38 protein-coding genes are annotated in these 20550 nt (G+C 36.3%); all 38 read left to right on the plus strand.

What is annotated here, in order from left to right; translation table 11 throughout:
* Positions 1–5 precede the first annotated feature (5 nt).
* The 38 genes from J2Z60_RS00690 (at position 6) to J2Z60_RS00870 (ending at position 20541) form a co-directional block, all read left to right on the plus strand.
* Positions 6–800 (plus strand): phage antirepressor, encoded by a 795-nt coding sequence (locus tag J2Z60_RS00690; RefSeq protein ID WP_209685357.1) that lies wholly within the window; start codon positions 6–8, stop codon positions 798–800.
* Positions 801–833: 33 nt separating this feature from the next.
* Positions 834–1133 carry a hypothetical protein gene (locus J2Z60_RS00695; RefSeq protein WP_209685359.1) on the plus strand — a complete coding sequence of 100 codons (300 nt, stop codon included), beginning with the start codon at positions 834–836 and terminating at the stop codon, positions 1131–1133.
* 35 nt (positions 1134–1168) lie between these two features.
* Complete coding sequence (locus J2Z60_RS00700) at positions 1169–1366, plus strand: hypothetical protein (RefSeq protein WP_209685361.1); 198 nt, start codon at positions 1169–1171, stop codon at positions 1364–1366.
* 114 nt (positions 1367–1480) lie between these two features.
* A complete protein-coding gene (locus J2Z60_RS00705; protein WP_209685363.1) occupies positions 1481–1960 on the plus strand; it encodes a siphovirus Gp157 family protein in 480 nt (159 codons plus the stop codon).
* The gene (locus J2Z60_RS10985) at positions 1960–2088 is read left to right on the plus strand and encodes a hypothetical protein (RefSeq protein WP_281063405.1); all 129 of its coding nucleotides are present in this window, start codon (positions 1960–1962) and stop codon (positions 2086–2088) included. Before J2Z60_RS00705 ends, J2Z60_RS10985 begins: the two co-directional genes overlap by 1 nt.
* A 65-nt stretch (positions 2089–2153) precedes the next feature.
* Positions 2154–3560: a DEAD/DEAH box helicase gene (locus J2Z60_RS00710; protein WP_209685365.1), complete on the plus strand. Its 1407-nt coding sequence runs from the start codon at positions 2154–2156 to the stop codon at positions 3558–3560.
* On the plus strand, positions 3557–4318 hold the full coding sequence (locus tag J2Z60_RS00715) for an AAA family ATPase (protein WP_209685367.1): 762 nt from the start codon (positions 3557–3559) through the stop codon (positions 4316–4318). The genes J2Z60_RS00710 and J2Z60_RS00715 overlap by 4 nt, the downstream gene beginning before the upstream one ends.
* 2 nt (positions 4319–4320) lie before the next feature.
* Positions 4321–4899: a single-stranded DNA-binding protein gene (locus J2Z60_RS00720; RefSeq protein ID WP_209685369.1), complete on the plus strand. Its 579-nt coding sequence runs from the start codon at positions 4321–4323 to the stop codon at positions 4897–4899.
* Positions 4900–4909: 10 nt separating this feature from the next.
* Positions 4910–5710 carry a bifunctional DNA primase/polymerase gene (locus tag J2Z60_RS00725; RefSeq protein WP_209685372.1) on the plus strand — a complete coding sequence of 267 codons (801 nt, stop codon included), beginning with the start codon at positions 4910–4912 and terminating at the stop codon, positions 5708–5710.
* Positions 5710–7017, plus strand: coding sequence for a VapE domain-containing protein (locus J2Z60_RS00730; protein ID WP_209685374.1), 1308 nt, complete (start codon positions 5710–5712; stop codon positions 7015–7017). Before J2Z60_RS00725 ends, J2Z60_RS00730 begins: the two co-directional genes overlap by 1 nt.
* A gap of 272 nt (positions 7018–7289) precedes the next feature.
* Positions 7290–7532 (plus strand): hypothetical protein, encoded by a 243-nt coding sequence (locus J2Z60_RS00735; RefSeq protein ID WP_209685376.1) that lies wholly within the window; start codon positions 7290–7292, stop codon positions 7530–7532.
* Between the two features lie 58 nt (positions 7533–7590).
* Positions 7591–7914 (plus strand): helix-turn-helix domain-containing protein, encoded by a 324-nt coding sequence (locus tag J2Z60_RS00740; protein ID WP_209685379.1) that lies wholly within the window; start codon positions 7591–7593, stop codon positions 7912–7914.
* Between the two features lie 4 nt (positions 7915–7918).
* Positions 7919–8185 carry a hypothetical protein gene (locus J2Z60_RS00745; RefSeq protein WP_209685380.1) on the plus strand — a complete coding sequence of 89 codons (267 nt, stop codon included), beginning with the start codon at positions 7919–7921 and terminating at the stop codon, positions 8183–8185.
* A gap of 2 nt (positions 8186–8187) precedes the next feature.
* Positions 8188–8526 carry a nucleotide modification associated domain-containing protein gene (locus tag J2Z60_RS00750; protein WP_209685383.1) on the plus strand — a complete coding sequence of 113 codons (339 nt, stop codon included), beginning with the start codon at positions 8188–8190 and terminating at the stop codon, positions 8524–8526.
* The gene (locus J2Z60_RS00755) at positions 8504–8854 is read left to right on the plus strand and encodes a hypothetical protein (RefSeq protein ID WP_209685385.1); all 351 of its coding nucleotides are present in this window, start codon (positions 8504–8506) and stop codon (positions 8852–8854) included. The genes J2Z60_RS00750 and J2Z60_RS00755 overlap by 23 nt, the downstream gene beginning before the upstream one ends.
* Entirely contained in the window at positions 8835–9005 is a 171-nt protein-coding gene (locus J2Z60_RS00760) for a hypothetical protein (RefSeq protein WP_209685387.1), read from the plus strand. The genes J2Z60_RS00755 and J2Z60_RS00760 overlap by 20 nt, the downstream gene beginning before the upstream one ends.
* Positions 9005–9178, plus strand: coding sequence for a hypothetical protein (locus J2Z60_RS00765; RefSeq protein ID WP_209685389.1), 174 nt, complete (start codon positions 9005–9007; stop codon positions 9176–9178). Before J2Z60_RS00760 ends, J2Z60_RS00765 begins: the two co-directional genes overlap by 1 nt.
* Positions 9179–9188: 10 nt before the next feature.
* A complete protein-coding gene (locus tag J2Z60_RS00770; protein ID WP_209685391.1) occupies positions 9189–9392 on the plus strand; it encodes a hypothetical protein in 204 nt (67 codons plus the stop codon).
* On the plus strand, positions 9382–9723 hold the full coding sequence (locus tag J2Z60_RS00775) for a VRR-NUC domain-containing protein (protein WP_209685393.1): 342 nt from the start codon (positions 9382–9384) through the stop codon (positions 9721–9723). The genes J2Z60_RS00770 and J2Z60_RS00775 overlap by 11 nt, the downstream gene beginning before the upstream one ends.
* Positions 9724–9744: 21 nt before the next feature.
* Positions 9745–10209, plus strand: coding sequence for an ArpU family phage packaging/lysis transcriptional regulator (locus tag J2Z60_RS00780; RefSeq protein ID WP_209685395.1), 465 nt, complete (start codon positions 9745–9747; stop codon positions 10207–10209).
* 557 nt (positions 10210–10766) lie between these two features.
* Positions 10767–10988, plus strand: coding sequence for a type II toxin-antitoxin system HicA family toxin (locus J2Z60_RS00785; protein WP_209685397.1), 222 nt, complete (start codon positions 10767–10769; stop codon positions 10986–10988).
* 26 nt (positions 10989–11014) lie between these two features.
* On the plus strand, positions 11015–11407 hold the full coding sequence (locus J2Z60_RS00790; RefSeq protein ID WP_209685400.1) for a type II toxin-antitoxin system HicB family antitoxin: 393 nt from the start codon (positions 11015–11017) through the stop codon (positions 11405–11407).
* Positions 11408–11630: 223 nt separating this feature from the next.
* Positions 11631–11996 carry a hypothetical protein gene (locus J2Z60_RS00795; protein WP_209685402.1) on the plus strand — a complete coding sequence of 122 codons (366 nt, stop codon included), beginning with the start codon at positions 11631–11633 and terminating at the stop codon, positions 11994–11996.
* A 98-nt stretch (positions 11997–12094) separates the two neighbouring features.
* Positions 12095–12358, plus strand: coding sequence for a hypothetical protein (locus tag J2Z60_RS00800; RefSeq protein ID WP_209685404.1), 264 nt, complete (start codon positions 12095–12097; stop codon positions 12356–12358).
* The gene (locus J2Z60_RS00805) at positions 12351–13802 is read left to right on the plus strand and encodes a hypothetical protein (RefSeq protein WP_209685406.1); all 1452 of its coding nucleotides are present in this window, start codon (positions 12351–12353) and stop codon (positions 13800–13802) included. Before J2Z60_RS00800 ends, J2Z60_RS00805 begins: the two co-directional genes overlap by 8 nt.
* On the plus strand, positions 13802–15268 hold the full coding sequence (locus J2Z60_RS00810; RefSeq protein ID WP_209685409.1) for a phage portal protein: 1467 nt from the start codon (positions 13802–13804) through the stop codon (positions 15266–15268). Before J2Z60_RS00805 ends, J2Z60_RS00810 begins: the two co-directional genes overlap by 1 nt.
* Entirely contained in the window at positions 15258–16190 is a 933-nt protein-coding gene (locus J2Z60_RS00815; protein WP_209685411.1) for a VG15 protein, read from the plus strand. The genes J2Z60_RS00810 and J2Z60_RS00815 overlap by 11 nt, the downstream gene beginning before the upstream one ends.
* Positions 16187–16426 carry a hypothetical protein gene (locus J2Z60_RS00820; RefSeq protein WP_209685413.1) on the plus strand — a complete coding sequence of 80 codons (240 nt, stop codon included), beginning with the start codon at positions 16187–16189 and terminating at the stop codon, positions 16424–16426. Before J2Z60_RS00815 ends, J2Z60_RS00820 begins: the two co-directional genes overlap by 4 nt.
* Before the next feature lies 1 nt (position 16427).
* Positions 16428–16781 (plus strand): YjcQ family protein, encoded by a 354-nt coding sequence (locus J2Z60_RS00825; RefSeq protein WP_209685416.1) that lies wholly within the window; start codon positions 16428–16430, stop codon positions 16779–16781.
* Between the two features lie 96 nt (positions 16782–16877).
* Positions 16878–17348: a capsid assembly scaffolding protein Gp46 family protein gene (locus tag J2Z60_RS00830; protein WP_209685418.1), complete on the plus strand. Its 471-nt coding sequence runs from the start codon at positions 16878–16880 to the stop codon at positions 17346–17348.
* Positions 17349–17357: 9 nt separating this feature from the next.
* The gene (locus J2Z60_RS00835; protein ID WP_209685421.1) at positions 17358–18233 is read left to right on the plus strand and encodes a phage major capsid protein; all 876 of its coding nucleotides are present in this window, start codon (positions 17358–17360) and stop codon (positions 18231–18233) included.
* Between the two features lie 13 nt (positions 18234–18246).
* A complete protein-coding gene (locus J2Z60_RS00840) occupies positions 18247–18408 on the plus strand; it encodes a hypothetical protein (protein WP_209685423.1) in 162 nt (53 codons plus the stop codon).
* Complete coding sequence (locus J2Z60_RS00845) at positions 18408–18782, plus strand: hypothetical protein (protein WP_209685425.1); 375 nt, start codon at positions 18408–18410, stop codon at positions 18780–18782. The genes J2Z60_RS00840 and J2Z60_RS00845 overlap by 1 nt, the downstream gene beginning before the upstream one ends.
* Positions 18769–19101 (plus strand): hypothetical protein, encoded by a 333-nt coding sequence (locus J2Z60_RS00850; protein ID WP_209685427.1) that lies wholly within the window; start codon positions 18769–18771, stop codon positions 19099–19101. Before J2Z60_RS00845 ends, J2Z60_RS00850 begins: the two co-directional genes overlap by 14 nt.
* Positions 19094–19339, plus strand: a complete 246-nt coding sequence (locus J2Z60_RS00855) for a hypothetical protein (RefSeq protein WP_209685429.1) — start codon at positions 19094–19096, stop codon at positions 19337–19339. The genes J2Z60_RS00850 and J2Z60_RS00855 overlap by 8 nt, the downstream gene beginning before the upstream one ends.
* Positions 19339–19662: a hypothetical protein gene (locus J2Z60_RS00860; RefSeq protein WP_245328666.1), complete on the plus strand. Its 324-nt coding sequence runs from the start codon at positions 19339–19341 to the stop codon at positions 19660–19662. The genes J2Z60_RS00855 and J2Z60_RS00860 overlap by 1 nt, the downstream gene beginning before the upstream one ends.
* 11 nt (positions 19663–19673) lie before the next feature.
* Positions 19674–20249 (plus strand): phage tail tube protein, encoded by a 576-nt coding sequence (locus tag J2Z60_RS00865; protein ID WP_209685432.1) that lies wholly within the window; start codon positions 19674–19676, stop codon positions 20247–20249.
* 4 nt (positions 20250–20253) lie between these two features.
* Positions 20254–20541 (plus strand): hypothetical protein, encoded by a 288-nt coding sequence (locus tag J2Z60_RS00870; protein WP_209685435.1) that lies wholly within the window; start codon positions 20254–20256, stop codon positions 20539–20541.
* The last annotated feature ends 9 nt before the right edge of the window (positions 20542–20550 follow it).

Consider the following 20550-nt stretch of genomic DNA (forward strand, 5'->3'; position numbering starts at 1 on the left):
AAGAAATGAAAGAATTACAACTATTTAACTTTGAAGGTAATCAAGTCAGAACGGTTTTGATTGATGAAACACCTTACTTCGTTGGTAAAGACGTGGCAATCATTTTGGATTACAAAAATACAAGGGATGCATTAATTAAACATGTTGATAAAGAAGATAAAAGAAACGAGATTGTGAAAGCTTCACAATTGTCGCAAAACGCGACAGGCTTTATGAATGTTGATTTAATCACTGAATCGGGTGTATATTCTCTGATTTTTGGTAGCAAAATGCCAAACGCCAAAAAGTTCAAGCACTGGGTTACAAGCGAGGTCCTACCATCAATCAGGAAACACGGGGCTTACATGACACCTGAAAAGATTGAAGAAGCACTTCTTAATCCGGATACAATCATTAACCTGGCTAAGCAGCTAAAGAGTGAACGTGAAAAACGCTTAATTGCAGAACAGAAGGTTAATGAATTAACACCTAAGGCAACTTATTACGACAAGGTTCTAGCAGATAAATCTTTAGTAAGCATTTCAATCATTGCTAAAGATTATGGTATGTCTGGTCAAGCAATGAATAAGACATTGCATGAGTTAGGTGTGATTTATAAGCAAGGTAAGACTTGGCTACTGTATGCAAAATATCAAAAAACCGGTTGGACACATTCAGAAACGGTAATGGTTAAGAAGAAAGATGGCACTGAAAAAGCAGTTCTCAACACTAAATGGACTCAAAAAGGTCGCTTAGGCTTATACGAACTGCTTAAGAATAATGATATTTTGCCACTGATTGAACGTGAGGATGTGGCTTAGGGAGTAGATAGCCCTAGAAAGAAGTTGAAACAAATGAAATTGGAAGTTAACGATGCGATTCTTACTGAAGCAGTGGACAAGATCATGCGCCAACGTGGTTATGTCCCTGAAGACGAGCTTACAGGTAAGACGATTACAATTAGGGAATTTGCCAAAAAGTATTGTTACCCACATGGCATTAGCTGGGTAAAGAGTGAAATCTTTTACAGGTTTAAGCCTGATTGGGTGGCGGACTTATATCCCGGCCGGGGTCGAAGCTTTACAATCTTTGAAAAACCAGCTGCTGAGTGGATGGAAAAACATCGCTCAGAAATTAACTGGAAATCTGAATAAATGTGTGTGAACAAATTAACTGAAAGGAAATTATTATGCTTAGCAAAAATCAAACCACTCAAGTGGGAGTAGACGTAAATGGAGCATTCACTAGAAATGCTAGTGAACGCTTGAAAGAAAGCCAACGCCGACAGGAAATTCTCGACGAAAAAGAGCACCGCTTAGCAGTCGGCTTCATGGGTTGGGCAATTGTTGCTGTATTCATTGCCTTGCTAGTTGGGTTAGCAATTTAAGGGACTAAGAGATGAAAGTGAAAGCAAAAAAAGAGCCTTGATACCCGACATATCAAGACTCAGCAAAAAAATATTATTCGCTATTTATTATAGCAGTTTCAATGAGGTTTAAACATGAAAAACATTTTTGAAATAAATGCTGCAATTAAAGCAGTACAAGAAAAGGACTTAGATCCTGAATTGATTCAGGACACCCTAGATAGCTTAGCTTTAGCCAGAGATGAAAAGCTTGATGGTGTAGCGGGCTGGATCGAAAGCAACAACGCAAAAATTGACTGGCTTTCTGAAAAAATCAAACAGCTTCAAGAAGTAAAGAAACGTTTCAACAATCAAAATACTAGGTTGATGGATTACCTAACCGCGGCAATTGATAACACTGGTAAGAAAGAAATCAAGACTGAACATCATTTACTTAAGCCTAGAAATTACCGGGCTTCAGTAATTGTTGAAAGTAGTAAAGATTTACCGGTTGACTACATCAAGTTCGAAGAAATTCAAAAAGTCGATAAAACCAAGCTTTATGAAGACTTAAAGAAGGGTAAAGAAATTACCGGTGCTTATCTTAAAGAAAACCGTAAAACAAGGATTATGTAATGAAATTCTTACAGTTTGTTACAGCTGCAGCTTTAAACAATAGGAAATTAGCATTATCTATCGTTAAAACTGAAGCTATTGAAAGCAATAAAAGCTTAGATACAGTCTTGCATGAGTACGCCCAATAAGCTGCTAATCAGAATTCATTAAGTGCCTTTGCTATGGCTACTAGGTTATTGAAAGAGAGGAAAGAGTGTATAAATTAAGACCCTATCAAACTGAATTAATCAAGAAGATTACTAATTCAATGAGAAAAGGCAATAAAAAAATCATCGTCCAGTCACCACCTCGCACGGGTAAGACCGTGGTGATGGCTGAAATAGCCCGCAGAACCACATTAAAAAGTAATCGTGTGATGTTCCTTATTCATAGAAAAGAAGTCCTAGACCAAGCGATTAAAACTTTTAGAGAGCAACAGGTTAATCAGCGCTTGCTAAAAGCTGGTATGGTTCAAACCTTAACTCGTAGAGTGGATAAGATGACGCATCCACCTAATTTAATTTTGGTTGATGAAGCTCATCACGTTTTAGCCAAGAGTTACCAAAGAATTTTAAAGAAGTTTCCTGATGCTTATGTGTTGATGTTTACGGCAACTCCACGCAGAACAGGCAAACAACAACTAGATTTAATTGCTGATGATATTATTGTTGGTCAATCTATCCACGATCTAACTGAACAAGGATTCTTAGCACCGTTTGATTATTATTCAATCGATGATATCAATTCCAAGAAGCTTAAAAAATCCTCTACGGGTGATTACACTAAGCAATCTATGGAAGACGCTGTGAGCCGTAAAATTTACGGACACATTGTCGAAAACTATCAACGACTAGCTTCAGGAAAACAAGCGGTAGTTTTTACTTATTCGATTGAATCAGCCAAAGAAATTACTAAGCAATTCAAGAAAGCTAATATAAGCGCATATGAGCTTGATGGAACGACTGAAGATAATCTTAGGAGTCGAGTTGTAAAAGCCTTTAGAAGTAAAAAGATTAGGGCTCTCGTTAACGTTAACTTGTTTACTGAAGGTGTGGACTTGCCGGACGTTGATTGTGTCATCATGGCACGACCAACACAGAGCTTAGCCTTATATTTACAGTTTTCAATGCGATGCTTAAATCCTAGACCAGGCAAACGGGCAATTATTATTGACCATGTTGCTAACTGGAAAACTTTCGGACTTCCTAATAGTGATAGAGATTGGAAAAATGCAATTAAAACCACTGATAGGAGTAAGACAATTAAAAATTCTACTCCAGAAGGTCCGCAAATCACACAATGCGATTACTGTTTTGCAGTAGTTGAAGTGAAAACTATTAAAGATGGTAGTTGTCCGATGTGTGGGAATCCTATCAAGGTTCATGACCCGGTAAAAGTTACCAACGATAAGCTAGTGAAGATTGAGCAAGATAGGCAAGCCAAAAAGCGAAAAGAAGTAATTGATAAGATGATGCACGATGATTTAGCTAAAAGAGTTGCTAATAAGTCAGTTAGTGAGCTGAAATCTTTCAAAGAATTACAAGTTTATGGAGAACTGCATGGATATAAAAAAGGTTGGGCATTCTTCATGGCTAAAAGAAAGGGAATATTTAGAAGATGATTACTTTACCTAAAGTAGAAAAATTACAACCAAAAACGCAACCACACAATTTTTTCTTGTGGGGAGCTACGATGTCAGGGAAGTCTTACTTTGCTAGTTTCTTCCCAAACCCATTAGTTTTAAACACTGATGGAAATAGTGAACAAGGTTCAGCACCTAGCATTCAAATTCGCAATATCAGGGATGCAAATGGACATCTTAAGCAATCAGCAATTAAACAACTTGATGATGTGATTACAGCCCTTCAGGTTGAGAATCCTAAGCGATCTAAGGAACAACAATTCCAAACTTTGGTGGTTGATGTAATTGATGACATCTGTGTAATGATTGAACAGGCTATTTGTATTGATGCCGGTGTTCAAGCTTTAAGTGATATTCCTTACGGTAAGGGCTATGCAATGTTTAACACTGCGCTGCAGCAATTCGTAATGGATCTTAAGGCATTGCCGATGAATGTAATTTATATCAGTCGCGAAATATCAATTACTGATGAAAATAGTGGTGTAACTACATTCGAACCTAGTCTAAAAACTAAGTACTACAACATCGTTAACGGTAATTGTGACTTAGTGATTAGAACTAAGAAAGTTGGTGATGGTCAAAATGCTTCATACTTCCGTGAAATTAAAGCAATCAGGACGAAGTATGAACCAGAAAACATTACTAACCACCGGGTACTGCAGTTACTTGAGAGCTGCAGCGGAATGTTTACTAAAGAACAAATGGAAAGATTAAAGAATAAGAAAGAGAGTAAATAAGAATGAGTTTATTAGATGCATTTAACACTTTAAAGCAGTCAGGTTTTGATGCTAAGAAGGACAAAGATTACAACCCTTACAAGGAAATTCCAGATGGTGAATATTTAGTTTCGCTTGATGGGGTAACTCACAACGCTAAAAATGATAGGGATTTCTTGATGATTAGCTTCATGGTTGTGCAAGGCGAGTATGAAGGGCAGAAAGAATCAGTCTTCCCAAGTTTGGCAACTAAGAAAGCAAACGGTGATCCAATGCCAAATTCAGTAATTGCACGCGGAATCGCTGAAATTCAATTAATTGGTGAAGCTGTAGGTGCTCCAATTCCTGATAGCTGCTTTGCTCATGATAATGAGACAGATGCATATGAAGCAATCGTTCCGGTTTTATCTCAAGCTAAAAATAAAGTTTTAAAGCTTACTAAGAAAACTACACCTAACAAGCGTAACCCGGACTATCCTTACAAGAATTATGAGTTTGAAAAGGCTGAACAACCTAGAGCTTTAGATATTGAAGGTGAAAATGACCCATTTAAAGATAGCAAGAACAATGTAGAGGTTAATGGAAGTGATTTTCCCTTTTAGGAGTTAAAAAATGCTAGTTAACTTAGTAAATTACGCAGTTAGTTACGCACAACATGGCTTCTCAGTAATTCCAATGGGTGCAGGTAAGAAGCCCTTAATTAAATTCGCTAATAAACCAGCCCTTACGCCAGAAGAAGTTAAAAAGTTGTGGGCTAAATATCCACTAGCTAATATCGCACTTAAAACTGATAAGTTTTTTGTGATCGATGTTGACCGTCACAATAGTGTTGATGGCATGAAAGCTATCAAAGAACTAGGTCATGATGAGTGGTTTAAAGATACCTTAACTGAAAAAACAGCACATGATGGTTATCATTTCTTCTTTCAAAAACCGAAAGATGTGGAGATAACTCAACAAATTGGAATGCTTGAGGGCGTAGACCTAAAAGCCCATGTTAATAACTATGTTGTCGTGGCTCCTAGCAGTAATGGAGATAAAAGATATAAGTGGTTAAATAAAGAACCAATTCGACCGGCTCCGGCCGGTTTGCTGGAATTAATTGAACAAAAGGCAAAAGAACATAAGCCAGTGACTATGCTTGAAGGTTATCAGTATAAGCCGACTGGTAAAACTCAAACAACTAAGCTTTTCGAAGCAATTGTTAACGGCTTAGGTCCAACAGGTGGAAGAAATAATGCACTAGCCGCTTTCGTGGGTGGCTTACTTTATCGAAACGTTGACCCGGACGTTGCAGCCAAGCTTGCCGTTTTAGCTAATGCTGCAACAGAAAGTTCTCTTCCACTTGAAGAAGTTCAAAGAACAGTTAATTCCATGATTGAAAAGGAAGATAGAAGAAGGGAGGCAGAATAGTGACCGATGAAATAAAAATCGATGAGAAGAAAGCCGATAAGCTTCGCAAGAAGCAAGTCCAACCACATAAGACAATTTTTGAAATTAAGCGTGATGGAACTTTAAAGACTAATTCTGTTAAAAATGTCGTTTTAATCCTTAAAACCGATAAGAACTTACAAAATTTGTTCAGATATAACGAATTCACTGCAGAAATTGATGTTGTAAGGGATGCAGATATTCAAACCGACTTTGGCTTAATTGAAATCTCAAAAGGTAAATTCACTGACCAAGTTTCTAACTCAGTTGAACTTTATATTGAGTCTAGTAATAAATACTTAGGTGCAGCTTTTAAAAATCAAATTATCGATCAAGGCATTTCAAACGTTGCTTATATGGATAAATACAATCCGGTTAAAGATTATATGAATAAAGCTTATACCTTATGGGATAAAAAGAAACGTTTAGATAAATTCTTTCATATTTATCTGGGGGCTGAAGAAAATGAAAGTTTAATTCTTATTACCAGATTATTCTTTATGGGCGTGGTGGCTAAAATTTATAATCCGAAAGTTAAATTTGATTTTGTTTTGGACTTAGTAGGTGGACAAGGTGCAGGTAAAACCACGCTGCTGCAAAGTATAGCCCCACTTGGCTTATACACAGACCAGTTTAACAGCTTCACAAATAAGGACGATTTCGAAGTTATGAAAAATGCGGTCATTGTAAATGATGATGAAATGACAGCTTCAAATGCGGCTAGTTTTGAAGAAATTAAGAAGTTCATCACTATGCAACAATTTGAATACCGCCGCTCATACGCTCGTAAATCTGAAAGATTTGCTAAGAAGTTTGTGATGACTAGAACCACCAACGAAAAGCGACACTTAAAGGACCGTTCTGGTGATAGAAGATTTATTTCAATTTTCGTTAATAAGGCTAAGCAAGAAAAGAGCCCAGTTACTGATTTAACTGATGAGTACATTCAACAGCTTTGGGGTGAAGCAGTGCACCTTTATAAAAATACCAAGGATCCATTTCTTCTTACTAAAGGTCAGGAAGAATTACTTAAAGAAAATAGAAATCAATTCCGTTACACTTCTGGTCTGGAAGATACTCTTATGGATGTTCTTGAAAATAAATTTAAAGGTGCTGAATTTATCCCTAACACGAAACTTGCATTTGAAATTTTTGCAGATAGGGATGCATTAAGCCGTAATAACAAAGAAACTCGTGATATTAGATATTACATGAGCCATTTAGGTTATGATACTGGAGCTAGAAGATGGGAAAATGGAAAAGCAGTAAGAGGCTTCAAAAAAGAATGACAGTACTGACAGTATCCTGACGGTTACTGTCATGGACTCAATCCATTGAGAGAGTAGGACTGTTATATGGTTACTGACACCATGACAGTAATATTAGAATAAACTTTTATAAATAATAATTAAGTAATAGTAATTAATATTTATATAAAGTTATAGGAAAAATTTCGTTTTACTGTCAGTAAAGTTTGTTAAAGCCTTGAGGGAGTAAGAATTAATAGCATGACAGTAACTGTCATTTTACTGTCACGGAACTGTCAACCAGGAGGTAAAAAATGTGTAAATTTTGTGAAATTAACAAAAAAACTCACCGCGGACGTGATTTTTATTCAGAAGAATATCTGAGTGACGATTACATTAGTAACTTAGATGGTGGCGATGCCTATCTAACTTATATTGAGAAAACTGAGCAAGATTTCTATCTGGTAATTAATGAACCAGATAATGAAATGTACGGCAGACAAATTTCAGAGTTGCTAATTAACAACTGTCCTTGGTGCGGTAGAAAACTAAATTAAATTATAGCGAGTTTGCATTTTATGCAAGGGTAAGTGGTGGGTGATTGGAGTGAAAAACGTGAGCAATAGAATAAAAGAGTTACGAAAAAAGAAAAATCTTACCTTAAGAGAACTAGGTGAGGCATTGAAGATGCGTGATAACACACTAAGTCAATATGAAAACGAAAAACGAAACCCTAAAAAAGAAACATGGCAAAAATTAGCTGATTTCTTTGGCGTATCTATTTCCTATTTACAAGGTTTTAACAAACCTAATTGCAACTTAAAAGGAATTTGTTTGCGGTGTGGTTTCACGTTCTACTTTGAATACCATTTATTGGGCAATGAACATTTTATTTGCCCTAAATGTGGATGCAAAACGGTATCTATTGAAGGATATTAACCATATGACAATCGAAGAATTAAAACTAGCCTTGCATGAGTATAACCCCAACTTTACTCTAAAAGGCTTTACCAAAGATAAGTACATACTCAGATATAAGAGCGAAAAGATTTTAAAAATTAGCTGGGATGCAGAGCTGGACTGGAGTGTGCAATTTCTGATGCATCCCTGTGACTGGTATCCAATCGCTAATTGGGCACCGGCTCCAATCTTGGATATGGTGGACTTATCTGAAGCATTAAGATTAATTTCTAAATTAGATTTGAGGTAAAAATGAAAGAATTTAAATCTGAAACAAAAGTAGTATATAGCTCAAAAGAGCTTGAAAATCCATTTCTTAGATACACCGATGAACTAGCCCAAGTTTTATTGCAAAAAAATAAAGCTTATGGAGATAGCTTTACTAAGTCGGTTGATGATTATGGCTTGCCTGTGATCGGCATTAGGCTGAGTGATAAATACAACCGTATTCATACCCTTATCACTAAAAAAGATATTGATGTAGGGGATGAATCTTTACAAGATACCCTGCTAGACACAGCAGGCTATGCGATTCTAGCTTATAAATATCTGAAGGAGAATGAAAGTGATGCAAAAACGAAAAGTCAGTAAAAAGGAAAGATTAAAAATAGATGGCTTTTATAAAAATAAAGCTATTAAAGAAGCTAGAATTTTAGCTTTAAATGTAGCTCATGCTAATGGATACAAGTACGGACGAGATGAAAGTAGTTGGATGCCGTTTATTAGTAGCCACATTAAGCCATCGGAAGCGCTGGAGGGCATCAAGATAATGGCTAGAGATAGTTTTAGCACTATTATGAATTCTGGCATTTGTGATACAGATATAAGAATCAAGTCTTTGTTTTGGGACATGTATCATGTCTTCAAGAAAGGAAAATATCAAAGAATGGTGGTAATACGTGAAAAACGAAACCATTAAGGCAGCTCATAGAGTCATCGATGAAATCAAAGTTGATGTAGTTGTTTTAGTAGATGCCTTAGACCAAAACGATAAGATAGCAGCAAAATTATACGCCAGTGATTTAGTTGATTGGGCGGATGAGCTACGAGAGATACTAGAGGAGGCTTAATGAAGATACAAGTATTCGAACGCAACGTTCTTACTAGTGAAGATTTAGCCGCTGAATTCAATGAGTGGCTAGACTTACACAAAAAGAATATCAAAGTTAACAAGTTAAATTACGGCTATAGTCGTCAAGGCTACTTAACAACTATAGTTGTTGAATATGATTTTAAATATTAAGGAGAAAATTATGCACGGTAAGGTTATTAGATTTAATGGTAACATTAACAACTTCAAGTCAAACGGTGAAAAGGTAACGATTACTTTAAGTGTCGATACTGCTGATATTTCATTAGATGCCTTAAATGATATCGCTGCTGGTCCTATCATGATTCAGCTCGAAGCAAGTCAAATTGAATTGCTTCCACAGGTTGAGGCTAGTGATGAAGAATAAGTCTGAGCATACAATACAGAAAGAAATTCAGTTAGCATTATCTCAGAGTGGCTGCAGTGTCTTTCGTACGAATGTCGGTAAGGTAAAAATGCAGGATGGTCGCTGGTTTGATACCGGATTGCCTAAAGGGTTCCCCGATTTAGAAGGTTTTAGGTGGTCAGATAATAAAATATTTTTTATTGAAGTAAAGAATGTAAGTGGTCGTATCCGTGACGATCAGATTAGGTTTCATGAATTTTTACAATCTCATGGAGTAATTCACGGTATTGCTAGAAGTAAAGAGGATGCTTTAAAGATCATATCTGAAGATTTAGTTGGATACGGATATTAGTTAGATTTGGAGTGAAATTAAATGAGTTTGTTATTCCCAGAGTTAAATAGAGCACGTACATTACAAAATGTGTCAGATTTCTTTGAGTACGATTTAGATCGTTTAGTTTTAATGAGTGGGAAGAATCTAACTGATTTAAAATCACCTCAAATCAGTAAAGCTCCAATTCATAGTACTGGCAGCAATAGTCGTGAAGACACTATGATTCGCGGTTTAGATGCTGGTGCTATGGTTGATGCTGTGAAAGATACGATCTTACATTGTTCATACGATTCGCGAGTTATATTGATTGAACTTTTTATAAATCACAAGACTTGGTTCGAAGTTGAAAATATTCTTTTTTGTAATCACAAACGCTTAGGATTTTTAAGAAAAAAAGCAATGTTTGAGTTTGCAGATGGGTTTGATTACTGGCAGAGGAGGCACAATTGCGAACCTATCATTGATCTGCATGCTTATAAAAGAAACTTTGGGGATACAAAATAGATACAAACTGGATACTTCAATGCTTATACTTCATGCAATAATAGTATTGTAGGATTTTTAGAAAAAGTCCTATCCAAACCGGTAGTAACAATTTATGTTCATTAGTTGAATCTCCTTTTATTGACTGGTTGCCATAGGTGGTCCGTAGGTCGGTTCGATTCCGGCTATGGCAATTGTGCTAGTAACTAGCACAAACCGCACGTATAGTGTAATTAGTTAGCACATCACCGCCGTTGAAGCTGTAGTAGACTGGGAGCGTAACCCGGTGCGTGCATTGCCTGCAATGCGGGCAAAAGCAAATTTATTATTCTTCTGTTATTGCTTCAAGTGATGTAAGGTATAGTCAGCCGTTGGTGAGCTGAGGCTATAATAATCGTAGCTGAGTATTGAAGCATGGCGCAGTGCTTACTCTCATCGGTTCAATTCCGATATACCTTATAGGTCCGAGATGACTTTAAACTATTGGAATAGGCATCCCCCTGAACAAATATAAAATAAATCCCCTTCACTTATGCGCATTAAATGTGTATAATGTATGTAGGAAGGAGGTTAAGAGTATGCCGTGGAAACCTGCTAAAATGCTTAGATTCCTTAAGAAACATGGGTTTGTAGAAATAAGTAGATATACAAGGCATGGTACTAGTCATATCAAACTTATCAATCATGAAACAGGTAGATATACAGAGGTACCAATGCATAAAGGTAAGGAATTGCGTAAGGGAACTCAGGATGGAATTTTAAAGCAGGCTGATTTAATTGAAGAAGCACGTTCAGAGTAACGCGCTTTTGGCGTATTCAAGATATTATGAGACGACAAGTTTTATATCCAGTCATTGTTAAAGAATATAATGACGATGAACATTATTTTGTGATTACTTCGCCAAACGTTCAAGGAATGGTAGCCGAAGGTGAAACTTTAGAAGAAGCTGTTGATGAGGCATCATACGATATTGCTGACTGGTTTGTAGTTAAAAAGCATATTGAAAAACCTCAAAACCCATCTAATTGGCATTTAGATGAAGGTGAAAGGATCGCATATATTCAAGTTGATCTTTCAAGATTCTATGAAAAATATGGTAAGAAAGTCAGGAGAAATATTACAGTTCCTGAATATTTATCTGATTGGGCAACAGAAAACAAAGTAAACGTTTCTTTAGTCGCATCTAATGCATTAAAAAAGTTACAAGAACAAGGTTAAGTAATAAAGTCAGCTAACAGCTGGCTTTTTATTATGCCCTAGGGGGCATAGAGATATGAGTGTTAGTCTTTAAATACCCCGGGGGATTTAAAAGATATCTGCCTATAGATTGAAGGTAGATGACACATGTAGACCGTAGGTTTAGAGTTTTATAGTACCCCTATCCTAGTTGTCATATATAGGCATCGCAGCAGATAGTATAGGTTTAATTATGTTGGTGATAATGATGATAAATCCTAGATATGCAAATGGTTCGCTTCGTCGTCGCAATCGTGAACGAATGAAGATAATGCAACTTCCTTGTGGAATTTGTAAAGGAAAGCTTGGACCAATTCATTATGATGAACCAAGCGATAGCAAGCATCCATTAAGCTTCGTGATTGATGAGATTAAACCAATCTCAAGATGGAAAGAGTTTGGTTATAGTTCGAAGCGTGAAGCAGCTGAAGATTGGAATAATCTTCAAGCAAGTCATTATTGTTGCAATGCGTTTAAATCGAATAAAACATTGAATGAGCTTACAGATGGTTACAGTCAAAATAAAAATGTCTTGAGAATGAATATAAACGTTTCTGACGGCGATTGGTAATCTTAGGTGGGGAGATACCCCGGCCCCGCATTAACGGCGACCAGCCCCGTCCAGCGCCTACACTCTTAAAATTAAAATCCACAATAGGAGGTGGTAGAATGCCAAAAAACAAACAGCCAAAATCCACAATACCGATGAGTATTGAACAAGCTTGGCGTAAAGGTGGAGAAATTGAAATGACTAAGGCGTTAATTGTTAAATATGCAAAAGTCTTAGACATGACTGACTCAGGCCGTGACATTAAACCACTAGCTACAGGGTTACTTGAATCGGTAGATAGACTAAAGTCTTTAGAAGCTCAAGATAGTAAGTCAACTAAAGATACACCATTAATGAAAATTTTAGGTGAAGCCAATGGTTAGAAGGGGTAATCAACAACCAACCTTTAGATATACAGCTAAATATAGTCAAACAGAGGGCGACCAAGCGGCCGCCCTTTCTGCTGCATATGATTTAAAACCGCATCCCTGGCAAAAAATGGTTTTGCAGGATTGGCTTGCTACCAATGAATACGGGGCTTTATTAAATAGCTACTGTATTCTTGAGGTACCAAGACAAAACGGAAAAACTGGTGTGTCTGATCCCCGCGAAACTTGGGGACTTGTAAAGCGCGGTGAACAAATATTACATACTGCTCAAGAATTTCAAACTGCTAAAAAAGCATTTGATAGGTTGCGTAAGAAGTTTGGTACTTGCAAAAATGATCCTTTTGCCGAATATCCTGAATTGAATGCATTAGTTGACCACTATACAGTTAGCGCAGGGCAAATGGTCTTAGATTTAGTGAATGGTGGTCATATTGAATTTCGTACTCGTGGTAGTAATTCTGATATGGGGCGTGGTGGTACTTTCGACTTAGTAGTTATTGATGAGGCTCAATCTTATACTGAAGCTCAAGATGCCGCTTTAAGCCCGCTAAATTCTGCAGCACCAAGTGGTAGTCCACAAACAATTTTAATGGGGACACCACCAACACCCGAAGCTGTGCACAAAGGCTTTATCTTTAGTAATTCAATCAAAATGCTGCACGATAATCCTAAACCGGGAATGTGCTTACACCAATGGTCAGTAGAACAAGTAGGCGATCCTTTAGATAAGAAAAGATGGTATAGAACTAATCCTTCACTTGGATTTCAATTACTTGAATCAGCACTAGATAAAGACAGCATTTCAATGGCTCCTGATATGTTTGCAAGGGAACACTTGGGCTTTATCAATCTTGACGAAATATTTAACTCTGATTTGGCTATTGATCCTGAAAAGTGGCAAGCTTGTGTGTCTGATTCCACAAAGCCAGAGGGAAAAACAGCTTACGGAATTAAATTTAGTCTTGATGGTTCAAGAGTTAGCTTGTGTGGCGCGGTAATTCCTAAAAATGGCAAAGCCAGGATTTCTCTTATAAAAGAAGAACCTACTTCAATTGGCTTGACATGGTTAGTTGATTGGCTAAGTGATAGATATACTAAAGCTTCTTGTGTAGTCATTGATGGAAAAAACGGTGTAGACATTTTAATTGATCGTATTAAGCCTATTTGGCGAGCTAAAACCTCTATTGTTCGTCCTAGCGCTACAGAAATGATTGATTGTGCAAGTTTATTAATAAATTCAATCAATGAAAATAAGTTGACTTGGTATCAAGGTCAAGAAATGCTTAATCAATCTGCAATTACTGCAACTAAGAGAAAAATAGCTGGAGGTTTTGGCTTTGGTGGCGATCAATCGGGACCAATTGAAGCATGTTCCCTTGCTTTATGGGGTGCAAAACACAGTAAGCGAAATCCAAAAAGAAAGATGAGGATAGGTTAATGTTAACGATGGGACTGGTTAAAAACTTGCCAACATATGAACAAAGCCTAGTGCGAGAATTGATAGATATTCTTAATGCTCATAATTCTAAGAATCGTCAAAAAATTAGGTATTATGAGGGTCATGTGACTGTTCAGGAAGTAAATTTAGATATTGCTTTACCTAGAGGACTTAGGAACTTAACAGTTGGCTGTTCTTGGGGACAAAAATGTGTTGATGTTCTTGCTGCAAGGTCTAAGTTTGATGGATTTGTTGACCAAAATGGTGCAGAAAATGATTTAATTAATAAAATTGTTCAAGATAATCAACTGGTTTATGAATATCAAAAGGCAACAAGAGATGAATTGAAATTTGGAAGTTCATTTGCGACTTTAGCAATGAACGGTGATAAAGTTTCAATTCGCTTTCATAGTCCCTTAGAGGCAAGTGGATTATGGGATGGTGAAAATAATCGCCTTCAAGCTGGATTAGCCATTATGGATAGTGTTCCAGATGAAACTCAGAAAGGTACTTGGCGTCCCTCAATGATTAACTTATACACTGATTCAGCTACATGGGTGTTAGAAAGACCATTTGGAGCTTCAGATTGGTTTGCTACAGAGTATAGTCACAAAATGGGGCGTCCTTTAATGGAAGCCATGACTTGGGATGCAACATCGAACAAGCCGTTTGGACGATCAAGGTTAAAAAAGCCTATTAGGAGCCTAATTGATGGGTATATTCGTACTATAGCCAATGCTTCAATTGCCTTAGAATTTGATACCACACCACAAAAGTATTTATTAGGTGTATCTGATGAGCAGTATGACGCTATTATTAGTGATAAGTTTAAGCAATATGTAGGTTCTATCTTAACTTCAACTTCTAATCCAGAAACTGGAGAAAATCCTGAGTTTGGTCAATTGGCTCAAGGTAATATTGAACCTCATATTCAAATGCTTCGAGCTTTAGCTACACAATTTAGTGCGGCAACAGGTTTAACTGTTACTGACACAGGTGTAGTTAATGATGCTAATCCAACTTCAAGTGATGCTATTTTAGCTCAGTCACAAACTTTAGTCTTGTTAGCGGAGCAATTAAACGCTGGTAATGCTAATGCATTAAAAAATATTGCTATGATGGCTCAAGCGATGCAGTTAAATACTACTTTAGATAAGTTAAGCGAAGAACAGACTAATGTAGTTGCCCATTTCAAGAACCCGGCAATGCCTAGTGTGTCTGTTACTGCAGATGCAGCAATAAAAATTGCTAGTGCGAGAAAGAATTTTGCTCAAACAGATGTCTTTATGGAAATGATTGGCTTTGACCAGGCTGATATTAGGCGTATTAAAGCTCAGGAATTGCGAGCAGAAGGCGCAAATGTACTTAATGAGGAATTCACCATAAACGCCGAAGAAGCCTCTCAGGTAGAAGAAAATGAACCAGACCAAGCAATTACTGATAAAGGTGTAGAAGATGAGAGTTAGTTATGCAGCTTGGTCAGAATATCGTGAAAAATTGCATCAGATTAATGCTAAAGCTGAAAAAGCTATGGACGATTTTATGAAGGCTAATTGGCCAGCAGATAGTCAAGCAATGATTGATTACGCATATTCATTAACTCAACATTATGGTAGTGCTGCAGCAGAGTTAGCATGTAGAATGTATGACAAGACGGCTAAGGCTAGCGGTGTAAGTGTCCCAAGTGCTGAACCAGCAGAATTAGCTTCTTATGAAGATGTTCAAAAGGGTGTTTATGGAACTTTAAAAAATCCTAGGGAAACTCCTAGAATGGTAAACCGATTAGTAAAACGAACAGCTGCAGATACTACTTTAAAAAATGCAATAAGAGACAAAGCACAGTGGGCTTGGATTCCAAGCGGAGAAACTTGTGCTTTTTGTTTGACCTTAGCAAGCCGTGGTTGGCAAAATGCTTCGAAGAAAGTATTAAAGGGTAATCATGCTGAACACATTCATGCCAACTGTGATTGTAATTTTCAAATTAGGTTTAGCGAAAAGGACACTGTTGAAGGATATGATCCAGATAAATATCTAAAGATGTATGAAAATGCTGAAGGTAATAGTCCAGAAGATAAGATTAACGCTTTAAGGCGGGAACATTACAAAATTTCTTCAGATCATAGTATGCCTAAGACTGGTGAGCCTTTGTCTATTTTGGATCATAAAAATAAAAATGGAATCATTGATAAAAGAAGATTTTATGATGAACATGGTATAATGAATTTAGATATCCATACTACAAATCATGGAAACCAAAAGCATCATGACTACGGTAAGCACGGAGAGCATGCACATGATTATGTTTTTGATAATAAAGGAAATTTCATTTCTAAAAACACACGGGAATTGACTGAAGAAGAGAGAAAGGAGAATAAGGATATATTATGAAACTACAACAATTAAAAGATTACCTTGACGATTATTCTTTAGATTTTTATTTTCAAGTAAATAAAAAAGACTGTGGTATTGAAACCGAAGTAAAAAATTATATCCCTACTTTCACTCTTTGGTATGGCGATTTTTATAGAGATTATAAAGACAAAGATTTATTAGTTAACGACAAAATTTTTGATGGAAAATCTTTGAGGCAATTATTGCCTAAATTAAATATAGAAGTGTATTAATATGTCTAAAGACGATTATGATGTTCTAGCCTTTAAAGTTCTTTTATATCTGTATGCTATTTTTAAAGGCAAGCAAGTATTCGACATCAATATATTTAAAAAAGCTGTCACTAATATTGATGATGGCTATTTAAATAGAATTCTATCTATGATGAAGGATGAAAAATTAATTCAAGGATTGGCTTTTCAAAAAGTTTGGGGCAATGAAAAGATTATCATCAATGATTTAAGTGATATGTCGATTACCAGCGATGGAATACATTATTTACTTGAAAATAAGAGAATGACCAAGGTTAAAAAATTATTATTGAATCAGACTGGAACAATAGGAAGTTTAATAAAAATGATATTTTAAGCGATTAACGAAAGTTGATCGCTTTTTATTTTGGCAACGCGTGCCACCTTAGTGAAAAACGCGGTATTTTTACACTCATTTAGGAGGAATTTTGTCATGGACGACAACAAAACTGTGGATCAGGTAAAGACCTTTACGCAAGAAGAATTAGATCAAGTAGTTAAAGAGCGTGTAGCACGTGAACGCGCAAAGTATAGTGACTATGATGATTTAAAAACTAAAGCTGGAAAATTTGATGAAATTGAAGAGGCTAATAAATCAGAATTAGAAAAATTAACTGAAACTAACCAAAAACTTCAATCTCAAATTGATAACTTTAATAAAGCTAACACCTTGCGTGAAGCACAAGATAAAGTTGCTGCTGAAACAGGATTACCACTATCAGTAGTTAAAACTTTATCGGGTAAGAATGTGGATGAATTAACCCAAAGTGCAAAAACGATTTTAGATTTTAATAAAAATCAAGGTAGTTCATATCCACGGGTTAAAAATTCAAGTAGTAGTAAATCTAGACCAGTATCTAAAGAAAATGAATTTTTAGACTGGTTGAATAGTAATTTAAAATAGGAGAAAGATATGGCAAATTTAGATTATGCAACTGACAAGTCAATTGAATTACCAGCAGAGTTTGCGAGTGAAATTATTCAAAAAACACAAGAATCTTCTGCAATTATGCAATTAGCAAGAAAGGTGAATCTTCCTGGAACTGGTGTAGATGTTCCAGTAATTATGAGTGATCCAGAAGCTTCATGGGTAGGTAGCGAAACAGATCAGCGTTCAGTATCAACTGGTAAGCTTGAGACTAAGCAATTAAGACCATATATTCTATCTGTAATTGTTCCGTTCTCAAATAAGTTTAGACGAGATGCTGCAGGATTATATAGTGCAATTGTAAATCGTTTACCAGGTGCTTTATCTAAGAAGTTTGATGAAACTGTTATGGGATCAGTTACTAAGCCTGGCGATAAGTTTGATAACTTTTCTAATGCAGTTAAACAAGTTTTAACTAAGGAAGATGCTTACAATACTTTAGTAGCAGCAGATGCAGATGTTTCAGCTCATGATGGTGTAGTAAATGGATATGTCTTGTCACCTAAAGCACGTTCTATTCTTTTAACCGCAACCGATAATAATAAGCGACCATTATTTATTAATAATGTTTCTGATGGTGCGATTCCAATGATTTTGGGTTCTCAAGTAATTCAATCACGTGGAGCTTATTCAAAAGGTGACTCTGAGAGTATAGTTGGAGTAGTTGGTGATTGGACTAAAGCAGTGTACGGGACAGTTGAAGGTGTAAATGTAACTCTATCTGACCAAGCTACATTAGTTGATGGTGAAACTACTATTAATTTATTCCAACAAGGTATGTTTGCGGTTAAAGCTGAAATTGAATTAGGATTCCGTGCAGATACTTCAGTATTTAATACTTTAGCTATTACCAATGCATAAGGGGGTATTTTAAATGATTAAGTTGATTACTGATTTTGGTACTGTTGCTTTTGTTCCTGAGGATAAGAAAGCAGAGTATTTAGAGCGTGGTTATACGGAACCGGAGAAACCAAAGAAAAAGATTCCTAAAAATAAAGAGGAAAAGGTTCCTAAAAATAATAAAGAGGAAAAATAATGTCTTATGCGACAGTTGACGATGTAGCAGCAAGTTTTAGAGAACTTACTGAAGTGGAAAAAGTACAGGCAGAGGCGTTACTTAAAGAGGCAGCTGTAGTAGTTGATGCATATAGCAAAAAAGCCACTGATGATGCTAAAAAAGTTGTATCTTGCCGCCTTGTTAGACGTCAGTTAGGTGATGGACAGTCTACTGGCTTACCAATTGGTGCTACTCAAGGGACAATGTCAGCTTTAGGCTATTCTCAATCTTGGACAGTAGGCAGTGGTTCCTATGGTGAGATGTACTTAACTAAGCTTGATAAAAAGCTGCTTGGCACAGCCACTAAACTAGGTATGGTTTCACCTTGGGAGGATTCACATGATAGCAACTGAAACAGTGATTTTGATTACTAAAATTCAAACTGGTGTAGACGATTTTAATGCTCCGGTTTATCAAGAAGAAAAAATTAAAGTCGATGATGTAGTTGTTGGATCCCCTACATTTGAGGAACAAGTTTCAGACTTAAATCTTACAGGTAAACATCTAACTTTTATTCTCGGCATCCCTAAAGGGGATAAGAATAAGTGGGAAGATAGTGAGGTTTTAATTCGAGGACATCGGTTCCAGACTTATGGTCCAGTTTTAGAACAAACTGAAGCTAATGTTCCTTTGAGATGGAATAAGCAAGTAAAGGTGGAATTGTATGAGTGATATTAAATTTACTCTAAATAGATCTGGTGTACGTGAACTTCTTAAAGGTTCGGCGATGCAAAATATGCTTACTAAGATGGGGAATGATGTCGCTAGTCGTGCAGGTAGTGATTATAAGGCAGTTACCTCTGTAAAAGGTACGCGTGCAATTAACACCATCATGCCCGATTCAGTACAAGCCCACTACAAAAATTTAAAGCATAATACGCTTTTAAAAGCTTTAGGTGGTGGTAATTAATGATTGAAATTGATTTAGTTCATTACTTATCTAGCCACAACTTCAAATGCGGGTTAGAAAGACAAAAAAATATTGATGTAATATTAGAAAAAACTGGTGGTCAACTTAAGGATCACCAGTTTTTGCATATATTTGCTATTCAAACTTATGGATCAAGCAAGCAAAAAGCCGCTGAGTTAGCTTATCAGGTAATGAATGTAATGTTAGCTTGGATGTCTAATAGAGTTGCTAATGTTGTCTTAAATGCTGGACCATATGATTTTACGGATACTAGTACAAAAGAATATCGCTACCAAGCGGTATATGAAATTTACGAATTTTAGGAGGAAACGCAATGTCAGATGTAAATTTAGTTTCTACTTTTAAACCAGATTTAGCAGGAGCAGTAAGTTATGCACCAGTTGGCACAACTTTACCAACTGATGCTACCACTGCATTAGATGCTAAATTTACTAAGCTAGGATATATATCTGAAGATGGTATGACAAAAGCTTCGGATTTTGATAGTGATACAGAGAAGGCTTGGGGTGGTGCCGTAGTTAATAACGTTTTCAATGGTAAAACTATTACCTTTGAATTCAAGTTAATTGAGTTATTAAACAAGGCAGTTAATCAAGCTGTATTTGGTCCAGATAATGTTACTGGCGACTTAGATACAGGTATGGTAGTTAAAGATACTAACACTGAGCCTGAAACATTTTCTTGGATTGTGGATACTATTGCAAAAAATGGAACGCTAGTAAGGATTGTTATTCCAAGTGCTTCTATTACTGATATGGACGATTTAGTTTTTGCAACTAGCGAAAGTGCAGGTTATGACATTACTATTACTGCAAATCCAGATGATAAAGGTGTTACTAATTACACTTATATGAAATCAGTAACTAACAGTGTTGAGAAAGAGAGTTAATTAAATGGCAAAGAATCGAAAGCAATATTTTGAGGGCGTGACAAAGACAGGATTTCGTTATCATGTAGAGCGAGATGTTATTGATGATATGGAATTGATTGATTTACTTGCTGACTTAGAAGATGGAAGTATTTCAGCCTTGCCCAAAATTTTAGTAAAGCTTCTAGGTGAAAAACAAAAACGAGCTTTATATGACCACTGTAAAGATAAGATGTCTAGTAGAATTCCTTCTTCAAAAGTTATGTCTGAAATCCAAGATATTATGACTAACCCAAATTTAAAAAAGTCCTAATTCTTTATG

The organism is Lactobacillus colini, assembly GCF_017874575.1.
Classification (GTDB): Bacteria; Bacillota; Bacilli; order Lactobacillales; family Lactobacillaceae; genus Lactobacillus; species Lactobacillus colini.

Bases quoted from the DNA above. Each gene is read 5' to 3' on its own strand.
- J2Z60_RS00690 (WP_209685357.1), top strand. From the start codon at position 6: ATGAAAGAATTACAACTATTTAACTTTGAAGGTAATCAAGTCAGAACG.
- J2Z60_RS00695 (WP_209685359.1), top strand. From the start codon at position 834: ATGAAATTGGAAGTTAACGATGCGATTCTTACTGAAGCAGTGGACAAG.
- J2Z60_RS00700 (WP_209685361.1), top strand. From the start codon at position 1,169: ATGCTTAGCAAAAATCAAACCACTCAAGTGGGAGTAGACGTAAATGGA.
- J2Z60_RS00705 (WP_209685363.1), top strand. From the start codon at position 1,481: ATGAAAAACATTTTTGAAATAAATGCTGCAATTAAAGCAGTACAAGAA.
- J2Z60_RS10985 (WP_281063405.1), top strand. From the start codon at position 1,960: ATGAAATTCTTACAGTTTGTTACAGCTGCAGCTTTAAACAATAGGAAA.
- J2Z60_RS00715 (WP_209685367.1), top strand. From the start codon at position 3,557: ATGATTACTTTACCTAAAGTAGAAAAATTACAACCAAAAACGCAACCA.
- J2Z60_RS00720 (WP_209685369.1), top strand. From the start codon at position 4,321: ATGAGTTTATTAGATGCATTTAACACTTTAAAGCAGTCAGGTTTTGAT.
- J2Z60_RS00725 (WP_209685372.1), top strand. From the start codon at position 4,910: ATGCTAGTTAACTTAGTAAATTACGCAGTTAGTTACGCACAACATGGC.
- J2Z60_RS00735 (WP_209685376.1), top strand. From the start codon at position 7,290: ATGTGTAAATTTTGTGAAATTAACAAAAAAACTCACCGCGGACGTGAT.
- J2Z60_RS00745 (WP_209685380.1), top strand. From the start codon at position 7,919: ATGACAATCGAAGAATTAAAACTAGCCTTGCATGAGTATAACCCCAAC.
- J2Z60_RS00750 (WP_209685383.1), top strand. From the start codon at position 8,188: ATGAAAGAATTTAAATCTGAAACAAAAGTAGTATATAGCTCAAAAGAG.
- J2Z60_RS00755 (WP_209685385.1), top strand. From the start codon at position 8,504: ATGCAAAAACGAAAAGTCAGTAAAAAGGAAAGATTAAAAATAGATGGC.
- J2Z60_RS00765 (WP_209685389.1), top strand. From the start codon at position 9,005: ATGAAGATACAAGTATTCGAACGCAACGTTCTTACTAGTGAAGATTTA.
- J2Z60_RS00770 (WP_209685391.1), top strand. From the start codon at position 9,189: ATGCACGGTAAGGTTATTAGATTTAATGGTAACATTAACAACTTCAAG.
- J2Z60_RS00775 (WP_209685393.1), top strand. From the start codon at position 9,382: ATGAAGAATAAGTCTGAGCATACAATACAGAAAGAAATTCAGTTAGCA.
- J2Z60_RS00780 (WP_209685395.1), top strand. From the start codon at position 9,745: ATGAGTTTGTTATTCCCAGAGTTAAATAGAGCACGTACATTACAAAAT.
- J2Z60_RS00785 (WP_209685397.1), top strand. From the start codon at position 10,767: ATGCCGTGGAAACCTGCTAAAATGCTTAGATTCCTTAAGAAACATGGG.
- J2Z60_RS00790 (WP_209685400.1), top strand. From the start codon at position 11,015: ATGAGACGACAAGTTTTATATCCAGTCATTGTTAAAGAATATAATGAC.
- J2Z60_RS00795 (WP_209685402.1), top strand. From the start codon at position 11,631: ATGATGATAAATCCTAGATATGCAAATGGTTCGCTTCGTCGTCGCAAT.
- J2Z60_RS00800 (WP_209685404.1), top strand. From the start codon at position 12,095: ATGCCAAAAAACAAACAGCCAAAATCCACAATACCGATGAGTATTGAA.
- J2Z60_RS00805 (WP_209685406.1), top strand. From the start codon at position 12,351: ATGGTTAGAAGGGGTAATCAACAACCAACCTTTAGATATACAGCTAAA.
- J2Z60_RS00810 (WP_209685409.1), top strand. From the start codon at position 13,802: ATGTTAACGATGGGACTGGTTAAAAACTTGCCAACATATGAACAAAGC.
- J2Z60_RS00815 (WP_209685411.1), top strand. From the start codon at position 15,258: ATGAGAGTTAGTTATGCAGCTTGGTCAGAATATCGTGAAAAATTGCAT.
- J2Z60_RS00820 (WP_209685413.1), top strand. From the start codon at position 16,187: ATGAAACTACAACAATTAAAAGATTACCTTGACGATTATTCTTTAGAT.
- J2Z60_RS00825 (WP_209685416.1), top strand. From the start codon at position 16,428: ATGTCTAAAGACGATTATGATGTTCTAGCCTTTAAAGTTCTTTTATAT.
- J2Z60_RS00830 (WP_209685418.1), top strand. From the start codon at position 16,878: ATGGACGACAACAAAACTGTGGATCAGGTAAAGACCTTTACGCAAGAA.
- J2Z60_RS00835 (WP_209685421.1), top strand. From the start codon at position 17,358: ATGGCAAATTTAGATTATGCAACTGACAAGTCAATTGAATTACCAGCA.
- J2Z60_RS00840 (WP_209685423.1), top strand. From the start codon at position 18,247: ATGATTAAGTTGATTACTGATTTTGGTACTGTTGCTTTTGTTCCTGAG.
- J2Z60_RS00845 (WP_209685425.1), top strand. From the start codon at position 18,408: ATGTCTTATGCGACAGTTGACGATGTAGCAGCAAGTTTTAGAGAACTT.
- J2Z60_RS00850 (WP_209685427.1), top strand. From the start codon at position 18,769: ATGATAGCAACTGAAACAGTGATTTTGATTACTAAAATTCAAACTGGT.
- J2Z60_RS00855 (WP_209685429.1), top strand. From the start codon at position 19,094: ATGAGTGATATTAAATTTACTCTAAATAGATCTGGTGTACGTGAACTT.
- J2Z60_RS00860 (WP_245328666.1), top strand. From the start codon at position 19,339: ATGATTGAAATTGATTTAGTTCATTACTTATCTAGCCACAACTTCAAA.
- J2Z60_RS00865 (WP_209685432.1), top strand. From the start codon at position 19,674: ATGTCAGATGTAAATTTAGTTTCTACTTTTAAACCAGATTTAGCAGGA.
- J2Z60_RS00870 (WP_209685435.1), top strand. From the start codon at position 20,254: ATGGCAAAGAATCGAAAGCAATATTTTGAGGGCGTGACAAAGACAGGA.